At 55.1% G+C, this 19,968-nt stretch carries 18 protein-coding genes, 1 tRNA gene and 1 pseudogene; 7 read left to right on the plus strand and 13 right to left on the minus strand.

The features are described from left to right. Positions 1 to 8: 8 nt before the first annotated feature. The 6 genes from iscA to trmJ all read right to left on the minus strand — a co-directional run bounded on the left by iscA (position 9) and on the right by trmJ (position 4,389). Positions 9 to 332 carry an iron-sulfur cluster assembly protein IscA gene (gene iscA / locus KW062_RS23960; protein ID WP_003227904.1) on the minus strand — a complete coding sequence of 108 codons (324 nt, stop codon included), beginning with the start codon at positions 330 to 332 and terminating at the stop codon, positions 9 to 11. 34 nt (positions 333 to 366) lie between these two features. Further along, positions 367 to 753 carry a Fe-S cluster assembly scaffold IscU gene (gene iscU, locus KW062_RS23965; protein ID WP_027619655.1) on the minus strand — a complete coding sequence of 129 codons (387 nt, stop codon included), beginning with the start codon at positions 751 to 753 and terminating at the stop codon, positions 367 to 369. Between the two features lie 89 nt (positions 754 to 842). Then, the gene (locus KW062_RS23970; RefSeq protein ID WP_027619654.1) at positions 843 to 2,057 is read right to left on the minus strand and encodes an IscS subfamily cysteine desulfurase; all 1,215 of its coding nucleotides are present in this window, start codon (positions 2,055 to 2,057) and stop codon (positions 843 to 845) included. 50 nt (positions 2,058 to 2,107) lie between these two features. After that, positions 2,108 to 2,599, minus strand: a complete 492-nt coding sequence (gene iscR, locus KW062_RS23975) for a Fe-S cluster assembly transcriptional regulator IscR (protein ID WP_027619653.1) — start codon at positions 2,597 to 2,599, stop codon at positions 2,108 to 2,110. 240 nt (positions 2,600 to 2,839) lie between these two features. Then, positions 2,840 to 3,616, minus strand: a complete 777-nt coding sequence (cysE, locus tag KW062_RS23980; RefSeq protein ID WP_027619652.1) for a serine O-acetyltransferase — start codon at positions 3,614 to 3,616, stop codon at positions 2,840 to 2,842. Positions 3,617 to 3,618: 2 nt separating this feature from the next. Further along, positions 3,619 to 4,389, minus strand: coding sequence for a tRNA (cytosine(32)/uridine(32)-2'-O)-methyltransferase TrmJ (trmJ, locus tag KW062_RS23985; protein ID WP_027619651.1), 771 nt, complete (start codon positions 4,387 to 4,389; stop codon positions 3,619 to 3,621). 146 nt (positions 4,390 to 4,535) lie between these two features. On the opposite strand from trmJ, the gene suhB reads away from it, so the two are divergent. After that, complete coding sequence (gene suhB, locus KW062_RS23990; RefSeq protein WP_003185165.1) at positions 4,536 to 5,354, plus strand: type III secretion system regulator SuhB; 819 nt, start codon at positions 4,536 to 4,538, stop codon at positions 5,352 to 5,354. A gap of 140 nt (positions 5,355 to 5,494) precedes the next feature. Here suhB and KW062_RS23995 read toward each other — a convergent pair whose 3' ends face one another. From KW062_RS23995 to queA, 6 genes are all read right to left on the minus strand, one after another. Next, the gene (locus KW062_RS23995; RefSeq protein ID WP_027619649.1) at positions 5,495 to 6,043 is read right to left on the minus strand and encodes a glycine zipper 2TM domain-containing protein; all 549 of its coding nucleotides are present in this window, start codon (positions 6,041 to 6,043) and stop codon (positions 5,495 to 5,497) included. A 118-nt stretch (positions 6,044 to 6,161) separates the two neighbouring features. Then, positions 6,162 to 7,076: a protein translocase subunit SecF gene (secF, locus tag KW062_RS24000; protein ID WP_027619648.1), complete on the minus strand. Its 915-nt coding sequence runs from the start codon at positions 7,074 to 7,076 to the stop codon at positions 6,162 to 6,164. 9 nt (positions 7,077 to 7,085) lie between these two features. Further along, positions 7,086 to 8,954, minus strand: coding sequence for a protein translocase subunit SecD (gene secD, locus KW062_RS24005; RefSeq protein ID WP_105755910.1), 1,869 nt, complete (start codon positions 8,952 to 8,954; stop codon positions 7,086 to 7,088). 62 nt (positions 8,955 to 9,016) lie between these two features. Then, positions 9,017 to 9,352: a preprotein translocase subunit YajC gene (yajC, locus tag KW062_RS24010; protein ID WP_027619646.1), complete on the minus strand. Its 336-nt coding sequence runs from the start codon at positions 9,350 to 9,352 to the stop codon at positions 9,017 to 9,019. A 43-nt stretch (positions 9,353 to 9,395) separates the two neighbouring features. Next, entirely contained in the window at positions 9,396 to 10,511 is a 1,116-nt protein-coding gene (gene tgt, locus KW062_RS24015) for a tRNA guanosine(34) transglycosylase Tgt (protein ID WP_175645524.1), read from the minus strand. 14 nt (positions 10,512 to 10,525) lie between these two features. Next, complete coding sequence (gene queA, locus KW062_RS24020) at positions 10,526 to 11,590, minus strand: tRNA preQ1(34) S-adenosylmethionine ribosyltransferase-isomerase QueA (protein WP_105755911.1); 1,065 nt, start codon at positions 11,588 to 11,590, stop codon at positions 10,526 to 10,528. A 106-nt stretch (positions 11,591 to 11,696) separates the two neighbouring features. Here queA and KW062_RS24025 point away from each other — a divergent pair. The 6 genes and pseudogenes from KW062_RS24025 to KW062_RS24050 all read left to right on the plus strand — a co-directional run bounded on the left by KW062_RS24025 (position 11,697) and on the right by KW062_RS24050 (position 18,016). Beyond that, a tRNA-Leu gene (locus tag KW062_RS24025) sits at positions 11,697 to 11,781 on the plus strand. A 157-nt stretch (positions 11,782 to 11,938) separates the two neighbouring features. Beyond that, a pseudogene (locus KW062_RS24030) lies at positions 11,939 to 12,266 on the plus strand (hypothetical protein). A 454-nt stretch (positions 12,267 to 12,720) separates the two neighbouring features. Beyond that, positions 12,721 to 14,157, plus strand: a complete 1,437-nt coding sequence (locus KW062_RS24035; RefSeq protein ID WP_105756112.1) for an ABC-three component system protein — start codon at positions 12,721 to 12,723, stop codon at positions 14,155 to 14,157. Continuing rightward, complete coding sequence (locus KW062_RS24040; RefSeq protein ID WP_105756113.1) at positions 14,147 to 14,839, plus strand: ABC-three component system middle component 1; 693 nt, start codon at positions 14,147 to 14,149, stop codon at positions 14,837 to 14,839. The genes KW062_RS24035 and KW062_RS24040 overlap by 11 nt, the downstream gene beginning before the upstream one ends. Continuing rightward, positions 14,839 to 17,199, plus strand: a complete 2,361-nt coding sequence (locus KW062_RS24045; protein WP_105756114.1) for an AAA family ATPase — start codon at positions 14,839 to 14,841, stop codon at positions 17,197 to 17,199. The genes KW062_RS24040 and KW062_RS24045 overlap by 1 nt, the downstream gene beginning before the upstream one ends. A 547-nt stretch (positions 17,200 to 17,746) precedes the next feature. Next, the gene (locus KW062_RS24050) at positions 17,747 to 18,016 is read left to right on the plus strand and encodes a DUF3077 domain-containing protein (protein WP_105756115.1); all 270 of its coding nucleotides are present in this window, start codon (positions 17,747 to 17,749) and stop codon (positions 18,014 to 18,016) included. Positions 18,017 to 18,282: 266 nt separating this feature from the next. On the opposite strand, the gene KW062_RS24055 is transcribed toward KW062_RS24050, so the two are convergent. Beyond that, the gene (locus tag KW062_RS24055; RefSeq protein WP_105756142.1) at positions 18,283 to 19,542 is read right to left on the minus strand and encodes an IS256 family transposase; all 1,260 of its coding nucleotides are present in this window, start codon (positions 19,540 to 19,542) and stop codon (positions 18,283 to 18,285) included. Positions 19,543 to 19,968: the final 426 nt, after the last annotated feature.

Raw genomic sequence — 19,968 nt, forward strand, 5'->3', positions numbered from 1 at the left:
GAGCTGCCTCAGATGTTGAAGCTTTCGCCGCAGCCACATTCACCGCGTACGTTGGGATTGTTGAACTTGAAGCCTTCGTTCAACCCTTCCTTGACGAAATCGAGTTCGGTGCCGTCCAGGTAGGCCAGGCTTTTTGGGTCGATGATCACTTTCTCGCCGTGACTCTCGAACACCTGATCCTCTGCCACCACTTCGTCGACAAACTCCAGCACGTAGGCGAGACCGGAACAGCCTGTGGTGCGCACACCCAGACGAATCCCCTCACCTTTGCCGCGCCCGTCGAGGGAGCGTCGCACGTGCCGAGCGGCCGCTTCTGTCATGCTGATAGCCATCGTTGACTCCTTACTCGTCGCCAAAACCTGAAAGTCAGATCAAGCCTTTTTTCTGCTTGTAGTCGCGAACGGCGGCCTTGATGGCGTCTTCAGCGAGTACCGAGCAGTGGATTTTCACTGGCGGCAGGGCCAGTTCTTCAGCCAGCTGAGTGTTCTTGATGGTTTCGGCTTCATCCAGGGTCTTGCCCTTCATCCACTCGGTGGCGAGGGAGCTGGAGGCAATGGCGGAACCGCAACCGTAGGTCTTGAACTTGGCGTCTTCGATCACGCCCTGCTCGTTGACCTTGATTTGCAGGCGCATCACGTCGCCGCACGCCGGAGCGCCGACCATGCCGGTGCCGACGTCAGGATCTTCCGCGTCCATCTTGCCGACGTTGCGCGGGTTTTCGTAATGGTCGATGACCTTTTCGCTGTAAGCCATGATTCTCAATCCTCACTCATCAGAGAGTCGCTCTTTGGGTCCGGTGAAGCATTGATTCAAGGCCGGACCCGTGTGCGGCGACTTAAATATCAGTGTGCCGCCCACTCGATCTTCGAAATGTCGACGCCATCTTTGTACATATCCCACAGCGGCGACAGAGCGCGCAGCTTGGTAACGGCCTCGCAGACTTTCTGCGCGGCGTAATCGATTTCTTCTTCGGTGGTGAAGCGGCCGAAGGTGAAGCGGATCGAGCTGTGGGCCAGTTCGTCGTTGCGGCCCAGGGCGCGCAGCACGTACGAAGGCTCAAGCGAGGCCGAGGTGCAGGCCGAACCGGACGACACGGCCAGATCCTTGAGCGCCATGATCAGCGACTCGCCTTCAACGTAGTTGAAGCTCAGGTTCAGGTTGTGCGGAACGCGAGCGGTCAGGCTGCCGTTCACGTACAGCTCTTCGAGGTTTTCCACTTGTTTGTAGAAACGGTCGCTCAGGGCCTTGATGCGCACGTTCTCGGCCGCCATGTCTTCCTTGGCCACGCGGAACGCTTCACCCATGCCGACGATCTGGTGGGTCGCCAGGGTACCGGAACGCATGCCGCGCTCGTGACCGCCGCCGTGCATGGTCGCTTCGATGCGCACACGCGGCTTGCGGCTCACGTACAGTGCGCCGATGCCTTTAGGGCCGTAAGTTTTGTGAGCGGAGAACGACATCATGTCGACCTTCAGCTTCTGCAGGTCGATCTCGACCTTGCCAGTGGACTGAGCGGCGTCGACGTGGAACAGGATGCCCTTGGCGCGCAGCAACTCGCCGATAGCGGCGATGTCGTTGATGGTGCCGATTTCGTTGTTCACGTGCATGACCGAAACCAGAATGGTGTCGTCACGCAGTGCAGCCTCGATCATCTCAGGGGTAACCAGGCCATCTTCGCGCGGTTCGAGGTAGGTTACTTCGAAACCTTCACGCTCCAGTTGGCGCATGGTGTCCAGGACAGCCTTGTGCTCGATCTTGGTGGTGATCAGGTGCTTGCCCTTGGTGGCATAGAAATGTGCCGCACCCTTGATTGCCAGGTTGTCGGACTCGGTGGCACCGGAGGTCCAGACGATTTCACGCGGATCGGCGTTGACCAGGTCGGCGACCTGACGACGAGCGTTTTCCACCGACTCTTCGGCTTTCCAGCCGAACACGTGGGAACGGGACGCCGGGTTACCGAAGTTTCCGTCAACCAGCAGGCATTCACTCATCTTTTGCGCGACACGCGGATCAACAGGGGTGGTCGCAGAGTAATCAAGGTAAATCGGCAATTTCATGGACTATCTCCTAAATCAGGCTGGCTGGCGTGCCGCTAGCTCTTTGGCTGTCATTCGACGGCGGACGCTTCAATCTTGTCCAGACGCGGCGCCTTGCTGTTGCAACGACGCTGGTCCTGACGCTGGGCTACTTCTTGCACCTCACGGCGGGTGACAAGATCAGCCAAGCTGATACCGCTGAGAAATTCGTGGATTTGCAGGCTCAGATCACACCACAGGTGGTGGGTCAGGCAGGTATCGCCGCCATGGCAATCGCCTAGACCCTGGCACTTGGTAGCGTCAACCGATTCGTTAACCGCGTCGATCACCTGGGCGACCTGAATCCCCTGCATGTCACGCGACAGCTGGTAGCCGCCGCCAGGACCACGAACGCTGGACACCAGGTTGCTGCGGCGCAATTTGGCGAAGAGTTGTTCGAGGTAGGACAGGGAAATGCCTTGGCGCTCGGAGATGTCAGCCAGGGACACAGGGCCATGCTGCGCATGCAACGCCAGGTCAAGCATGGCGGTGACAGCGTATCGGCCTTTAGTAGTGAGTCGCATGGACAATTACCGCGGAGTTTCGAGATGGGGACGAGTATGCGATTCCCGAGTATTTAAGTCAACTATAAGACCTAGTACTTTAGTCAGGATTACCCGTAAAACAGCGCGCGAATTGTAGCAAAGACTGGTTGCAATCGGCCAGCGGTACCGCGTGATCGTTCTTCGCGAGCAGGCTCGCTCCCACAGAAGATTACATTTCAACTGTGGGAGCGAGCCCGCTCGCGATGCGGCCAACCCGATTTAACTGGCCTGACTCTGATCCTTGTCCTTCACACACGCAAAGTCTTCTTCACGCAGCTGCGGCAGGTCTTTGGCACAGTAATTACTGCCCAGATCCTTCAGCGCACCGCACATCCCCTCCAGGCGCCCATCCACTGCCTGCAGGTGATCGAGCAACTGACCGATGGCGCGCGCCACCGGGTCTGGCATGTCTTCGCTGACGCCGTAGGCATCGAAGCCGATCTTCTCGGCCATCGCCTTGCGCCGGGCGTCCAGCTCATGATCGGGCTTGATAATGATCCGCCCTGGGATACCGACGACGGTCGCACCCGGCGGAACTTCCTTGGTCACCACCGCGTTGGAGCCGACCTTGGCCCCGGCACCGACAGTGAACGGACCGAGCACTTTCGCACCGGCGCCAACCACCACGCCATCGCCGAGGGTCGGATGCCGCTTGCCCTTGTTCCAGCTGGTGCCGCCGAGGGTCACACCCTGGTAAAGGGTGACGTCGTCGCCGATCTCGGCGGTTTCACCAATGACGATGCCCATGCCGTGGTCAATGAAGAAGCGCCGGCCAACCTTGGCGCCCGGATGGATTTCGATCCCGGTCAGCCAGCGACCGAAGTTCGACACCAGCCGCGCCAGCCACTTCCAGTTCCGCCCCCACAGCGCCGCCGACAGGCGATGAATCCAGATCGCGTGCATGCCCGGGTAGCAGGTCAGCACCTCGAACGCATTACGTGCCGCCGGATCACGGTGGAAAACGCTCTGGATATCTTCACGCAAACGCTCGAACATCATTATTCCTTCCGTTTAGGGAGCTCGCCACGGGCCGCTTTCTGGGTTTCCGTGAGGATGCCACGCAAAATGTTCATTTCCGCCCGGCTGACCGAGCTTCGACCGTACAAGCGACGCAGGCGCGCCATCAAGTGCCGGGGCTGTTCCGGATTGAGGAACTCGATCGCCACCAGGGTCTGCTCGAGGTGCTCATAAAAGCGCTCCAGCTCATCCATGGTCGCCAGCTCGGCACTCTTGGTGGACGCCACCTCTTCCTTCTCGACCTTGCTCGGCTGGCCTTGTGCCGCCAACCAGGCCATGCGCACTTCATAGGCCAGCACCTGCACCGCGGCACCCAGGTTCAGCGAACTGAACTCAGGGTCCGAGGGAATGTGCACGTGATAATGACATCGCTGCAGCTCTTCATTGGTCAGGCCGGAATCTTCACGACCGAACACCAGGGCGATCTGCGCGTCCTGCGCGGCTTCTTCCACCACCTTGGTCCCGCATTCGCGCGGATCCAGCAGCGGCCAGGGGATGCGCCGGTCACGGGCGCTGGTGCCGAGCACCAGGTTGCAGCCCACCAGCGCATCTTCGAGGGTGGCCACCACTTGCGCGTTTTCGAGGATATCGCCCGCGCCCGAAGCCCGTGCGTCGGCTTCGTGATGAGGGAAAACCCGTGGTTCGACCAGCACCAGCCGCGACAGCCCCATGTTCTTCATGGCACGCGCAGCCCCACCGATATTGCCCGGATGACTGGTATTGACCAGGACGACACGAATGTTCTGCAGCAAGGGAGGCGCTCTCTGACAGGGAATTTAGGCGGCAAATCTTACAGTTCATCCTAAAGTTAAGCTACGAAAGCGAACGTCGTCGTTCATCTGTAGAAACTTTCTGCTAGAATGCTCGGCTTTCTTTAACAACCTTAGGTGACACATCCATGCAGCCCATGCTGAATATCGCGCTGCGCGCCGCCCGCAGCGCCAGTGAATTGATTTTCCGCTCCATCGAGCGCCTGGATACCATCAAGGTCGATGAAAAAGACGCCAAGGACTACGTGTCCGAAGTGGATCGTGCCGCCGAACAGAAAATCGTCGACGCCCTGCGTAAGGCTTACCCGAACCACTCGATCCTGGGTGAAGAGACTGGTATGCACGCTGGCACCGGCATCGAAGGCGAAGAGTACCTGTGGATCATCGACCCACTGGACGGTACCACCAACTTCCTGCGCGGCATCCCGCACTTTGCCGTCAGCATCGCCTGCAAATACCGTGGTCGCCTGGAACACGCCGTGGTCCTCGATCCGGTTCGCCAGGAAGAATTCACCGCCAGCCGTGGTCGCGGCGCCCAACTGAACGGCCGTCGCCTGCGCGTCAGCGGTCGCACCAGCCTGGACGGCGCCCTGCTGGGTACCGGCTTCCCGTTCCGTGACGACCAGATGGACAACCTCGACAACTACCTGGGCATGTTCCGCGCCCTGGTTGGCCAGACCGCCGGCATCCGCCGCGCCGGCGCCGCGAGCCTGGACCTGGCCTACGTCGCCGCCGGCCGTTTCGACGCCTTCTGGGAATCGGGTCTGTCCGAGTGGGACATGGCTGCTGGCGCCCTGCTAATTCAGGAAGCAGGCGGCCTGGTGAGCGACTTCACCGGCGGCCATGACTTCCTCGAAAAAGGCCACATCGTTGCCGGCAACACCAAATGCTTCAAGGCAGTCCTGACGGCCATCCAGCCGCACCTGCCAGCCTCGCTGAAGCGCTAAGCTTCCAACGACAGAGAAAGCACCCTGCGGGGTGCTTTTTTTATGCCCGTCATTCCCATCACTTGTGGGTCTTGCGGTGTTCTTGCGAACATAAAAAAGCACCCCGAAAGGTGCTTTTTTGACCATCGACGATCAGCGCATCACTGACGCTGCTGATTCTCCGACAGGATCAACCGACCCTCTTTATCCACCGGAATCTGGTTGCCCGGATCACGATCCATGCGCACCTTGCCTTCCTTGCCATCAAGCGAATAACGCACGTCGTAGCCTACGACCTTGTCGCTGATGTCATTGACCGTGTTGCAACGGGTCTGAGTGGTGGTGTAGGTGTCACGCTCCTGCATGCCTTCCTGCACCTTGTTACCGGCGTAACCGCCGCCTACCGCACCGGCCACGGTGGCAATTTTCTTGCCGGTGCCGCCGCCGATCTGGTTACCCAGCAGGCCACCCGCCAGTGCACCAACCACCGTACCGGCAATCTGATGCTGATCCTTGACCGGCGCCTGGCGGGTCACGGTCACGTCCTTGCACACCTCACGTGGCGTTTTGATCTGTGTCTTGACCGGCTCGACCGCCAGCACTTGCGCATACTCAGGGCCGCTTTTCACCAGGCTGTAGGTGGCAACAGCACCCCCGGCAGTCACACCGACAGCACCCAATACCGCACCAACCAGCAACGACTTGTTCACATGAACCTCCTGACCATCACATGCGGGCATGCCCGCGCTTCTCCCAGCCTTGGAGCATAAAAAAAGGCGCGAGTTCAATACTCGCGCCTTTTTGGGTACTACCAGGTGGGAAAACGTCTTAAGGACGGTCGTCCACTTCCTTCTCGGTATTGGCAGGAGGGATCAGGTCCTCGCTGCTCAGGTTCAGCCAGATCAGCACCACGTTGGCGATGTAGATCGACGAGTAAGTACCCGCCAATACACCCACCAGCAGCGCCACCGAGAAGCCCCACAGGTTGTCGCCACCGAAGATCAGCAGCGCAGCAATCGCCAGCAAGGTCGAAACCGAGGTCGCGATGGTCCGCAGCAGGGTCTGGGTGGTCGAGATATTGAGGTTCTCGATCAGCGTCGCCTTGCGCAACACGCGGAAGTTCTCACGCACCCGGTCGAATACCACGATTGTGTCGTTCAGCGAGTAACCGATGATCGCCAGTACCGCCGCCAACACCGTCAGGTCGAAGGTGATCTGGAAGAACGACAGGATACCGACGGTCACGATCACGTCGTGGACCAGCGACACAATGGCGCCGACCGCGAATTTCCACTGAAAGCGAAACGCCAGGTAGATCAGGATGCCCCCCAGCGCCATCAGCATGCCGAGGCCGCCCTGGTCGCGCAGCTCTTCACCGACCTGCGGACCAACGAACTCGACGCGCTTGACCACGGCCGGGTTGTCGCCGCCGACTTTCTGCAGCGCCTCTGCCACCTGGTGGCCCAGTTGCGGGTCTTCACCCGGCATCCGCACCAGCAGGTCGGTGGTCGCGCCGAAGCTCTGCACCACGGCTTCGTGATAACCCGAGCTCACCAGCTGCTCGCGCACCTTGGTCACATCGGCCGGACGCTCATAAGTCAGCTCGATCAGCGTACCGCCGGTGAAGTCCAGGCCGTAGTTCATGCCTTTGGTGGCAACGCTGAACATCGCCAGCAGGGTCAGCAGCAGTGTGATGCCGAACGCAACGTTGCGAACGCCCATGAAGTTGATTGTACGTAACATGGCAGCCCCTTAAATCCACAACTTCTTGAAGTCACGACCGCCGAAGATCAAGTTGACCATCGCGCGGGTAACCATGATGGCCGTGAACATCGAGGTCAGCACCCCGAGGGACATGGTCACGGCGAAGCCCTTGACCGGACCTGTACCCATGGCAAACAGAATCCCGCCCACCAGCAAGGTGGTCAGGTTGGCGTCGAGAATCGCAGTGAATGCGCGCCCGAAACCTTCGTTGATTGCCCGTTGTACGGTCATGCCGGCGGCGATTTCCTCACGAATCCGCGAGAAGATCAGCACGTTGGCGTCGACCGCCATACCCATGGTCAAGACGATACCGGCGATACCCGGCAGGGTCAGGGTAGCCCCCAGCAGCGACATCAGGGCCAGCAGCAGCACCATGTTCACGCCCAGCGCCACGGTGGCGATCAAGCCGAAGAAGCGGTAGATGGCGATGATGAACAGCGAGACGAACAGCATGCCCCACAGCGACGCATCGATACCCTTGGTGATGTTGTCAGCACCCAGGCTTGGACCAATGGTGCGCTCTTCAGCGAAGTACATCGGCGCCGCCAGACCACCGGCACGCAGCAGCAGGGCCAGTTCCGAGGACTCGCCTTGGCCGTTCAGGCCGGTGATGCGGAACTGCGCACCGAGCGGCGACTGAATGGTCGCCAGGCTGATGATTTTCTTCTCTTCCTTGAAGGTCTGCACCGCCACGTCTTTCTCGACACCGTCGACTACCTGCTTGACGTAGGTGGTCACCGGACGCTGCTCGATGAAGATTACCGCCATGCTGCGACCCACGTTGGAACGGGTCGCACGGTTCATCAGCTCGCCGCCATGACCGTCCAGGCGAATGTTCACCTCCGGCGTGCCGTGCTCACCGAAACCAGCCTTGGCGTCAGTCACCTGGTCGCCAGTGATGATCAGGCCACGCTCGATTTGCGCAGGAGGACGCTTGCCCTCGCGGAACTCGAACATCTCGGAAGTGGCTTTGGATGCGCCCGGCTCAGCGGCCAGACGGAACTCAAGGTTGGCCGTCTTGCCGAGGATACGCTTGGCTTCGGCAGTGTCCTGCACGCCTGGCAGCTCAACCACGATGCGGTTGGCACCCTGACGCTGAACGATAGGCTCGGCAACACCCAGCTCGTTGACGCGGTTACGGACCGTGGTCAAGTTCTGCTTGATGGAGTATTCACGGATTTCCGCCAGCTTGGCCGGGGTCATCGCCAGACGCAGTACCGGCTGACCATTGAGGTCGGCGGGAACAATGTCGAAATCGTTGAAGCTCTTGCGGATCAGGCTACGGGCTTGTTCGCGGGCCGCTTCATCAGTGAAGCCCAGCTGAATGGCACCGTTGAGTTGCGGCAGGCTGCGATAGCGCAGACGCTCTTTGCGCAACAGGCTCTTGACGTCGCCTTCGTAGACTTTCATGCGCGCGTCGATGGCTTTGTCCATGTCGACTTCGAGCAGGAAGTGCACGCCACCGGACAAGTCCAGACCCAGCTTCATCGGGTGCGCGCCGAGGCTGCGCAGCCATTGCGGAGTGGTTTGTGCCAGGTTCAGTGCAACGACATAGTCATCACCCAGAGCCTTGCGCACGACGTCCTTGGCCGGAAGTTGGTCTTCCTGCTTGGTCAGACGAATCAGGCCGCCCTTGCCGTTGGCTGCCAGGGTGGCCGCCTTGACGTTGATCCCGGCATCGTTGAGCGCTTTGCTCACACGATCCAGATCCGCCTGATTGACCTGCAGCGCAGTGCTTGCACCGCTGACCTGAATGGCCGGGTCATCAGGGTAAAGATTGGGAGCGGAATAAATCAGACCGATCGCCAGCACCGCCAGGATCAGTACGTATTTCCACAGAGGGTATTTGTTCAGCATCACGCCGCCCGCTTATGACGCGGGGCGCCTTGCGCGCCCCGTCGATTGGTAGAAGATGAAACTTAGATCGCTTTCAGCGTGCCTTTTGGCAGCGTGGCAGCGATGGCGCCTTTCTGGAACTTCAGCTCTACCGAGTCAGAAACTTCGAGAACCACGAAATCATCCGCTACTTTGGTGATCTTGCCGGCGATGCCGCCAGTAGTTACCACTTCGTCACCCTTCTGCAAGCTGCCCAGCAGATTCTTCTGCTCTTTGGCGCGCTTGGCCTGTGGACGCCAGATCATCAGATAGAAGATGACCAGGAAGCCAACCAGGAAAATCCACTCAAAACCAGTGCCAGCAGGGCCGGCAGCAGGTGCAGCGGCATCTGCCATCGCGTTCGAGATAAAAAAGCTCATTTAGCACTCCAGTTGCTGAATTAGGGTCTTAAACGTTTGAAACTCAGTCCAAGGGCGGAACAGGCAAGCCGCGCTTGGCATAGAAGGCATCGACAAAGGCGGCCAATGTACCCTGTTGAATAGCCTCGCGCAAACCAGCCATAAGCACTTGATAATGGCGCAAGTTATGGATGGTATTGAGCATGCTCCCCAGCATTTCGCCGCACTTGTCCAGGTGATGCAGATAAGCGCGGGAGAAGTTCTGGCAGGTATAGCAATCGCAGGTCGGATCGAGCGGCGAATCATCATGGCGATGGAACGCGTTACGGATCTTCAGCACACCAGTATCAATGAACAGGTGCCCATTGCGGGCATTACGGGTTGGCATCACGCAATCGAACATGTCCACCCCGCGGCGCACACCCTCAACCAAGTCTTCCGGCTTGCCAACACCCATAAGGTAACGAGGTTTGTCAGCCGGCATCTGGCCCGGCAGGTAATCCAGCACCTTGATCATCTCGTGCTTGGGCTCGCCCACCGACAAACCGCCAATGGCCAGGCCATCGAAGCCGATCTTGTCGAGGCCTTCCAGGGAGCGCATGCGCAGGTCCTGGTGCATGCCGCCCTGAACGATGCCGAACAGCGCCGCCGTGTTGTCGCCATGGGCGTTTTTCGAGCGCTGGGCCCAACGCAGGGACAACTCCATGGAAATCCGCGCGACGTCTTCATCCGCCGGGTACGGCGTGCATTCGTCGAAAATCATCACAATGTCGGAGCCGAGGTCGCGCTGCACCTGCATCGACTCTTCCGGGCCCATGAACACTTTCGCGCCATCGACTGGCGAGGCGAAGGTCACGCCCTCCTCCTTGATCTTGCGCATGGCGCCCAGGCTGAACACCTGGAAACCGCCGGAGTCGGTCAGGATCGGGCCTTTCCACTGCATGAAATCGTGCAGGTCGCCATGCTTCTTGATCACTTCCGTGCCCGGGCGCAGCCACAGGTGGAAGGTGTTGCCCAGAATGATCTCGGCGCCAGTGGCCTCGATATCCCGTGGCAGCATGCCCTTGACCGTGCCGTAGGTGCCCACCGGCATGAAGGCCGGGGTCTCGACGGTGCCACGGGGGAACGTCAGGCGACCGCGACGGGCCTTGCCGTCGGTGGCCAGCAATTCAAACGACATACGACATTCGCGACTCATACTGTTTCCTCTGGGCCCGCTTCTTTAGGGGCAGTCGGCGCAGGATTACGGGTAATGAACATCGCATCACCGTAGCTGAAAAAACGGTATCCGTTGTCGACCGCGGCTTTGTAGGCCGCCATGGTCTGCGGATAACCGGCAAACGCCGAAACCAGCATCAACAGCGTGGATTCGGGCAAATGGAAGTTGGTGACCAGGGCATCGACCACATGGAACGGCCGGCCCGGGTAGATAAAGATATCGGTGTCGCCACTGAACGGCTTGAGCACGCCATCGCGCGCGGCGCTTTCCAGGGAACGCACGCTGGTGGTGCCTACTGCGACCACACGACCGCCGCGCGCACGGCAGGCGGCAACCGCATCCACCACGTCCTGGCCGACTTCCAGCCATTCGCTGTGCATGTGGTGATCTTCGATCTTCTCCACGCGCACCGGCTGGAAGGTGCCCGCGCCGACGTGCAGGGTCACGAACGCGGTCTCGACGCCCTTGGCGGCAATCGCCTCGAGCAACGGCTGGTCGAAATGCAGCCCCGCCGTCGGCGCCGCCACCGCGCCCAGGCGCTCGGCATACACCGTCTGATAACGCTCGCGGTCCGAACCTTCGTCCGGGCGGTCTATATAAGGAGGCAGCGGCATGTGCCCAACGCGGTCGAGCAGCGGCAGCACTTCCTCGGCAAAGCCCAGTTCGAACAGCGCATCATGGCGCGCCAGCATCTCGGCCTCACCACCGCCATCGATGAGGATCTTCGACCCCGGCTTCGGCGACTTGCTGGAGCGCACATGGGCCAGCACGCGGTGACTGTCGAGCACCCGCTCCACCAGGATTTCCAGCTTGCCGCCGGAAGCCTTCTGGCCAAACAGCCGCGCCGGAATCACCCGGGTATTGTTGAACACCATCAAATCGCCCGGGCGCAAATGCTCGAGCAAATCAGTGAATTGACGGTGAGCCAGGGCGCCGCTGACTCCATCGAGAGTCAACAGGCGACTGCCGCGCCGCTCGGCCAACGGGTGGCGAGCGATCAGCGAATCAGGAAGGTCGAAAGTAAAGTCAGCAACGCGCATGATGGGGTGTCGTCTAGCAGGGCCGGGAAGTCTAGCGGAAATATCAAAAATTCTCTATGTACCTGATTGACCGACGGTAATCACCTCTCTATACTCCGCGGCCATTGCCCTGATGGCGGAATTGGTAGACGCGGCGGATTCAAAATCCGTTTTCGAAAGGAGTGGGAGTTCGAGTCTCCCTCGGGGCACCAAAATTGAAAAAGGTCTTGCGAAAGCAAGGCCTTTTTTTTCGCCCACAGAAAAGCCCCCCCCCCCTGTGGGAGCTGGCTTGCCAGCGATGCTCTTGATCTGCCCTTCAATGCCTCAACGCCACCCGCACCGCCGGAACGTTTCACAAGGATTCCCCCCATGGAATTGCACCTGGAAACCGCCGCCCTCTTCTCCCTCAAGCTGGCTTATGAGTCGGAAGGTTCAAGCCCGATTTTGCGGGATGACTTGGTGATGGGGGATTACCAGCGGGATGTGTTTGAGTTGCTGGTTCGGCGGGGGGATGTTGAGGGGATTCAGGTGAAGGTGGGTGAGTGGGGTTGGCGTTGGAGGCTGTTGGGGGGGGTGTGGGAAGCCGTTGGGGCGGGAGTTGGGGAGGTTGGCGGGGCATTTTGCCGGGATTCGGGCGATGGAACAGCTTCATGCCCCGCTCATCGCGCTCAAGGATTATCTGAAAGACATTCAATGAATAAGGCGGGTGGCTTAAAAAGCTGGTGCGTCTGATAGTGGAACGCCGCCGGCGCTACTGTCCATTTTTTCCAATATCAAATCCTGCCCCCTTTTCCGTTTTTCCGTCCCCTTTCGCCATAAATTTGTCCCCCTTTCCAGTCATGCAGGAAGCATTGATGTACTGCTACCCCGCGTCGTCGCTGAGGTGCGGCGTGATTGTTGACCCAACGGCAGCCCTGCCTACAAATTAGTATCAGTGATCAATATCGGTTATGGATAAGCCGGCGGTAGGCTATAAATGAGATATGAGGTGTTGGAGGATGCAGATTTCCAGCAGTCAGCCTCGCCAAAATATCTGCATGATGGCATTGTGCAACTCACCGCTCAGCCGCACGAACTTCTGGGCGTTTAGACAGAAAGAAATATTCACTGAAGAAAGCTGGACGCGGAATTCTTAAAAAGGAACTGCAAGCATGATCCACGACGCGACCCCCTCTTGGAGTGGATACAACTACCAAGGCAAGCTTGCGCTTCATCATGTACTTTGTCACATAAGTGAAAAGCTTAGAGCAGATGCTGCACACACATTCCACGGAGACTCAATTGTCTTGGAGAACAACGAGGACTTTGAATTATTTGTAAATGGTGAACTGGTGTCCTTTCACCAAGTTAAAGCCTACGAAAAACAAAGTTTTAGTTCATATGACGAGGCGCTCTTTGGGCTTGCACTAAACTTATACAATCAACCAGGCCCGCTAGGCTATATACACACCTGGAAGTCGATAAATCTTCCGACGGGTAAGAACCTGCAACAAGCCATCGAAGATTTTATCAGGGAACTGATAACTGAACATGACACTACTCCGGCGTCGAGCACGATTTTCAAAGCGGTTAACGTTGCGCCAGATAGAAATAAAACGGCGAAAATAATTAAGCAGGCATTTGATAGACTAACAGCGGAAAAAGTTTATGAGGCGCTACAAGCTATCGTGACTAATCCGTCTTTAGCATTATCCAGAATACAAAGCTATATGTATAACGGAAGAGCATACTGCAGCATTGATGATATAAACAACCTAATCAAGTCGAAACTTCAAGAAATTCTTACCATAAGAGGAGGAGTGAATACTACAAAGCAGATCGATAGCGGCTTTCACAACCTACTTGAAATGATAGATGTATACGTGACGAAACGACACCTGCAAAAGCAAGCATCTGAGCTTTTACATATCGACTTACCAGACATTGTCACGATTTTGGATTCAGACTATGCAGATGTAAGCAGTCAATATTTGGCTATCAAATTCAAAGAACGTTTTTTCCGCCTCTTTGATGAGTTTGTGAACAATCCCGACTACTACTCAACCCCCGAAGATTTAGAAGGGTTTGTGTGCAACCTCTCCCAGATCCGATATACGTTATTGAATGCCGATCCTGATAGCCTCTTCAGTTATTACAAAAACTTCTCGCCATCCGTTAAATTTGATTCACTAACAAATATCGAACAAGCTCTTGCGGTCAATGAAACCGGCGTAACAGACGTACTGCTAAGGATTTTTAATGCCATAGATTGTACGTACTGTGAAAATGATGCAGCCCGCAATAAGCTAGTGTATCGATCACTCACTAACCTTGCGAATTATTATCTGCCAACAACTATAAATGATCGGTCGCCTACCAACATTGCCAAGAAGCTCAGGGCCAACACTCGGATAGTCGAGGATCTATATGAAGTTAACCATATGATCTATGGCGGGCCCCAGAGGATGTCACTGTATGAACAAGCAGCCACGCATACCACGGCACCACCGTCGGCCAACATGGAAGAGGAAGAGCCACGCGACGATTATTTTAGTAATCTACGGCTAATACCAATTGAGCAAGCCATGGACGAACTTAATGCTGATTAATATTATCGATAAAGTTTTTTTGAATAACGGGTATGAGGCTGTACATTTCGAGCACAGCTATGGCGAATTGATAACAAAGCTTTTCAAGCCTAAAGAAGCCGAGAACAAGGCCGAATACTATCTGATTGTAGAACACCCGAATGCCATGAACCGTCATGCCGACGAATTGCTTTCCGAGTGGGCGGATGGCTTACATCTTAAAGTTCGAGAAAATCCGAAGGTAGACAGGGTGTTCTCTAAAAATTGTACAATGATAATCTGCTGGCCTGAGCTTGCCATCACCAACAAGCAAGTATTTCAGCTGGAAGAGGATCGATACAATTTCAAAAAAAATGTAATTTCCTATAGCTCGAAAGAACTCTCTGATCTACAGGCAAAAAACAGCGACTTTACACTTGCACAGTTAAATGAATTGGTCAGCCAAGGCGACGGGGCATATTTTCAAAGATTTAAAGAAAAATCCGCCGAACTTGAGAATTACTACTCACTTTTACTTAAGATATTTATAAAGATACCTTTTGTAACATATCTGCATGATCCAAAGCGACTATTTGACCTGGACTCGTCTTTAACTGCCAATCTGTCTGCAAGCGAATTGGATTTGTATGAGTTTTCGCTAAGGATTGATGAGAATCTTGATGATGAGGAATTAATGTCAGAATTCCTGAAGAGGACAACCTAATGATAAGGCTGTCGAGCATAGAATTTACCAACTTCAAAGTATTTGGCAGTGACATTTATCGGATCAACTTCAATGATAGTGATCTGATGCTTCTAGACGGACCCAATGGATATGGAAAAACGTCGGTTTTCGATGCCATTGAATTGGCTCTCTCCGGAACAATTAAACGTTTCATCAGTACGGATGGTCGTCAGACCCCTGATGATGTTGTTGTTGCTTTTGACCCTAGATCAGATGTCCTAATTGATGTAGTGCTTTCACGCTCACCAGAAGATCTATTATCGTTCAGGCGCAAACTTAAATCCCCAATACCTACAGGCGCACAAAAGATATCTCGCTTCCCCGAGCTTTGGGATGTATTTATCAGAGACGGAGCTGATTGGAGGCCTGCAAAGCAAACTGACGTAGACAGAATCCTTAAAAACAATAACTTCACCAGAGACTTTCATCTATTCCATTATGTTCAGCAAGAGGAAGCGGCTTCATTTTTGAAGTCAAATAGTGAAACTGCACGAGCTACTGAAATATCTCAGCTTTTTGGTGATACCGCCGCCGCAGAAGCTAAATACACACGCCTGAAAAATACTGAAAAGCGGCTTGCCTCCCAGCGTACAATACAGCTTCAAAAAGCCGAGCTATTAAAAAAGAGCCACAACATTGACAGCGCTAGGCATACAACCAAATTTGGTGAAGTCGAGCACCGGTACCTGTTACCTTGGTTGCTAGAGAGTTCTAAATCTCCAGAATGGGATTTGCCGGAATTTGAAGCATTCAATCAGTCAAAATTTTCATCTTTTTCCAGCGAGCTTGATGTGATGCTGGAATTTGTTAAGAATCGAGATTTTTATATTGGCTCTCTTCCCTACTTAAGAGCCTACCGATCACCTGACCTCACGTCAGACTATATTTGCTTTTACAACTCTCTAGATCACATCCAGAATCTTGAAGAAAAAAGATCGACAGATAAGGTGCTTGAAAGATGCCATGCCGCCTTGGTTGGTGGCGACATTCCGGATAACCTACTCCATATTTTCGATCTATTAGGGCGACAGGACTTTGAACAGTTTCAAAAAGATCAAGATACAATAAATGACCTTCACAGGACTAGCTCTGGACTCAAAGCAATTTACCGAAAAATCGTTGCACAGCATAAAGAACTGAGTAACTCCCTAGCCTCATTACCTGAAGAGTCTAGATGCCTGTTTTGTGGCAAGCCTCACCAAAACCACGATGAACTCGAGGCTGCAGCTTTAGTTCGTATCAGTGACTTTTCAAAGCTTTTATCTGATCAGGATGTGTCAATTCTGACACTGGCAAATAACATAAAAACTCGTTTTATTGACCCAGTAATTTCCCAGATTGTAGAGTTTCGCGTTAAGAATCCAGTTCTTCCAGATGACGTGATGGCTTCTTTGAAAAAAGCCGACCTCACCAGAGAACGTTTAAATAAATTTTATGCCTGGTTAAGCACTTGCGCCTTCAGGGTCGACGACATAATGCTTCCGCCATTGTCTCATCAGGTGGATGCTGAAAGGCTTGCCTCAAGTCTTGAGGAAATGATGCGTCGAATACATGAGAATACTCCGCTCGCTTCACTTGAGTACCAAGTCGCAAACGAAGGCGATGCCTTTGATCGGATGTTCAGAGAGTATTTTGTCAATCGCAACGACAACCTATTCTCAATAAATGAAGAAAGCGTTGAGCAAAAGAGGAAATATCTAGAGTCTTGCTTTCATTCTTCATTCCAGCTTGTACTAAAAGATATCGCAACTCATACCGATAACGCTAAAAGGCTGGAGGATGTAGAACAAAAACTAGCCGAAATTACTGTGAAATTGCTTAAAAAAATTCGTCAATACAAAAAGAAGCTGATTGGCGACATCGAAATTCCGTTTTATATCTACTCAGGGAAAATATTACAGTCACACCAATCCGGAATTGGGCAGGGCGTTTTCCTTAAAGACCCCACCGGCGGAGATGAACTTAAAAACGTCCGATTAGTGTCGAATTACCAGCGTGATCATGACGTACTGAACACCATGAGCTCAGGGCAAATATCGGCAGTAGTTATTTCATTAACTCTTGCCTTAAACAAGATCTACGCTAAAGAATTCTCTCCAATTCTGATCGACGATCCGGTGCAAACCATGGATGATATCAACATGTCGTCATTAGTCGAACTATTGCGCAATGAATTTCCCGATCGACAAATAGTGCTTTCCACACACGAAGACAAGGTGGCTAAATATTTTATTTATAAATATCTAAAATATGGTCGGAGGGTGCGTCAGCTCAATCTTATGACAGGAGACGAGTACGATTCATTAGATAATTACATATATGCCCCAGTGGTCGGCTAGGGCATAGTCAACAAATTACAATCTAGCTAATAGGCCAGGTCTCCCAAAACGGATTGGGAGCCAATGGCTGTATTAGTCTTCTACTTTTCAGTTGCGGAAGTTCGAAATGTGACCATCACTTCGCGCCCTAGGGCATTTTGGACATTTCACAATTTGGTCGAGTTTGTATCGGAGGTTGCGGGACAGAGATCCACACGATACTCTCCCCACCGTCGCTGCCAATTCAGCGACCGGGCGTGGAAACCCGTGTAATTCAAGGCGCAACAGCGCCCCCATCACGTCTGCCGGCGCTTTTTTTATGCCTGCGGCGTGAGTTATGGCGGCTGTGCGTGGGACGTCTTCGGACGTGCCGGTTTCCTTGATTCCCGGTTTTCCACCCTGCGCACAGCTGTCACCCATTCGTGTGGAAACGAACGTGGCAGCTCCTCATATCAAGGAGTTGGATAATGAGTAGCATCAGTTCGTCTGAAGTTTGGTTTTCGTCTCTACGAAGCACCCAATCGCACAACCCCCTCCCCCATTGCCTCTCCCTCCTCGGAGATGGCCAATGACTGAACACTCTGAACTCAAAACCATCGGCCTGACCCCGGCCCTCCACTATGCAGACCAAGCACTATTTCATGTCGCTCGCGACGTGCCGTTGAGCGATGCGTTATCCATGGCGTCGGATTTTCTGCATTTGGCGAAGTTGCTTTCGGAGGATGCGTCGTATGCCCGGGATTCGGATCGGCATGCCTGGGCGGCGCATTATTTGATGGGGATGGGGAAGGCGTTGGTGGATGATGCGGTGAAGGTGTTGGGGCAGGATCGGGGTTAAAGGCTGAGGGCTGTGGGGGTGGATGAGCTGGCGTCATCGCGGGCAAGCCCGCTCCCACAGTGAAGTGAACGACGGTGAGCTGTCGGGCATTTTTTGGCCCCGGCGGCATTCGCGACATTTGGGGTGGCTGGACCGGCCCATCGCCAGCAGGCTGGCTCCCACAAGGGAGCGTATGCAACCCGGGATCGGCGGATCTGATCCGTAGGGACTGTCAGATTTTTTGTGTGCGGGCCGGTAATGGCCTGCCGTCAGGCAGGCCCTGATTTTCACCAGGTCGGCCTGATGAACCGATCTCCGTAAAGAATCGCAAATTGATTCATCGCACTTTTCCAGTCATGGGCCGCTGAGCCCCAGTTTGCCGTGATGTTTCGTAGCCCCAACCAGATCAGTTTGGTCGCTGCATCGTCGTTCGGGAAGTGGCCACGGGTCTTTATGATCTTACGTAGCTGAGCATTGATGCTCTCAATCGCGTTGGTGGTATAGATCACCTTCCGGATGGCGGGCGGGAAAACAAAGAATGGAATCACTCGATCCCAAGCGCGTCTCCAGGCGGCCACGACCGTTGGATACTGTTTGCCCCAAGGCCCGTTTTCAAACTCATCCAAGGCCTGCTCAGCCGCTTCTGCGTTGATGGCCTGATAAATCGGCTTCAGCGCCTTGGCCAGTGCTCGACGCTTGTCCCAAGCCGCGTAGTCCAGGCTGTTGCGAATCAGATGCACAATGCATGTCTGCAGTGTTGTTTCTGGAAACACTGCGCTGAGGGCCTCTGGCATGCCCTTGAGGCCATCGGTCACGGCAATCAGCACGTCCTCGACGCCTCGCGTTTTGAGGTCGTTGAACACCTTCATCCAGAACTTCGCACCCTCGGTGTTCTCGATCCAGATGCCCAGGATATCGCGCGTCCCGTCGGGTAAAACACCCAACGCCAGGTAAATGGCCTTGTTGCGTACCAAGCCTTCTTCGCGGATCTTCACCCGTAGCGCATCAAAGAAAATGACCGGGTACATCGGCTCCAGCGGGCGCTGTTGCCACGCGCCAATCTCTTCCATGACCTCGTCGGTCACAGAGCTGATGAAATCGGGCGAGACGTCCGTGCTGTACTGCTCAGAAAGAAACGCACGAATCTCTCTGACCGTCATTCCACGGGCGTACATGGCGATGATCTTGTCATCGAAACCGGTATAACGGCGCTCATGCTTGGGGATCAGAATCGGCGAGAAACTGCCGTTGCGGTCGCGCGGAATATCCAGGCGTATCGGGCCATCGCCGGTGAGCACCGTCTTGCCGCTCTTGCCGTTGCGCTGGTTGGTTTCGTCCTCCGGGCGCTGCGCGCCCGATGGATAACCCAAATGGTGGCCAAGCTCGGCATTTAGGGCGCGTTCAATCAGCGCTTTCTTGAAGGCCGCAGAAGCCTCTTCGATCGCCTCAGCGGTCATCAGTGTTTGAGGGAGTTGATCCAGCAGTTCCTTTGGAAGCTTCGGCAGCTCCCGCACCGGTTGGCGCTCAGATTTCTTTTTGGTTGGCATACATGCACCTCTTACTCATGTTATGCCCGAACACAAAATTTCTGACACCCCCGGGATCGGCGGATCTGATCCGTAAAATTGCCCACTGTTCTGATGCTTCTTCTCACCCGTCAGGCTTGCTATATAGCCATCTGACCAATGCCTGACCACCCCTCCCACCACTCATCTAGACTTACCCCATAGTCGCAAGCAGAACCAAACACGTCGCTTTCATGCCGATGAATTAAAAGCCCCGTGGCAAGCTGCTTTTTATGCCCAACAGAGGCGCGGCGAAGACCGCGCCGGGCACAACAAGATGCCCGCTCAGGGTGCCCTGGCCAACGGCCTGAATTTGCCACGATGCCGTGACGTGGCGTGAGTGCCGCAGCCGACACTTTCGGACAACCGACGACCTTCTGGTGTGTCCGTGACCGTGAGGATTGCGCA

The organism is Pseudomonas fluorescens (assembly GCF_019212185.1).
GTDB lineage: Bacteria > Pseudomonadota > Gammaproteobacteria > Pseudomonadales > Pseudomonadaceae > Aquipseudomonas.

Coding starts and splice junctions, on each gene's coding strand:
- KW062_RS24035 (WP_105756112.1), top strand. CDS start 12,721: ATGATCCACGACGCGACCCCCTCTTGGAGTGGATACAACTACCAAGGC.
- iscU (WP_027619655.1), bottom strand. CDS start 753: ATGGCTTACAGCGAAAAGGTCATCGACCATTACGAAAACCCGCGCAAC.
- KW062_RS24045 (WP_105756114.1), top strand. CDS start 14,839: ATGATAAGGCTGTCGAGCATAGAATTTACCAACTTCAAAGTATTTGGC.
- iscR (WP_027619653.1), bottom strand. CDS start 2,599: ATGCGACTCACTACTAAAGGCCGATACGCTGTCACCGCCATGCTTGAC.
- cysE (WP_027619652.1), bottom strand. CDS start 3,616: ATGTTCGAGCGTTTGCGTGAAGATATCCAGAGCGTTTTCCACCGTGAT.
- secD (WP_105755910.1), bottom strand. CDS start 8,954: ATGCTGAACAAATACCCTCTGTGGAAATACGTACTGATCCTGGCGGTG.
- yajC (WP_027619646.1), bottom strand. CDS start 9,352: ATGAGCTTTTTTATCTCGAACGCGATGGCAGATGCCGCTGCACCTGCT.
- suhB (WP_003185165.1), top strand. CDS start 4,536: ATGCAGCCCATGCTGAATATCGCGCTGCGCGCCGCCCGCAGCGCCAGT.
- KW062_RS24055 (WP_105756142.1), bottom strand. CDS start 19,542: ATGCCAACCAAAAAGAAATCTGAGCGCCAACCGGTGCGGGAGCTGCCG.
- queA (WP_105755911.1), bottom strand. CDS start 11,590: ATGCGCGTTGCTGACTTTACTTTCGACCTTCCTGATTCGCTGATCGCT.
- secF (WP_027619648.1), bottom strand. CDS start 7,076: ATGTTACGTACAATCAACTTCATGGGCGTTCGCAACGTTGCGTTCGGC.
- KW062_RS24040 (WP_105756113.1), top strand. CDS start 14,147: ATGCTGATTAATATTATCGATAAAGTTTTTTTGAATAACGGGTATGAG.
- iscA (WP_003227904.1), bottom strand. CDS start 332: ATGGCTATCAGCATGACAGAAGCGGCCGCTCGGCACGTGCGACGCTCC.
- tgt (WP_175645524.1), bottom strand. CDS start 10,511: ATGTCGTTTGAATTGCTGGCCACCGACGGCAAGGCCCGTCGCGGTCGC.
- KW062_RS24050 (WP_105756115.1), top strand. CDS start 17,747: ATGACTGAACACTCTGAACTCAAAACCATCGGCCTGACCCCGGCCCTC.
- KW062_RS23970 (WP_027619654.1), bottom strand. CDS start 2,057: ATGAAATTGCCGATTTACCTTGATTACTCTGCGACCACCCCTGTTGAT.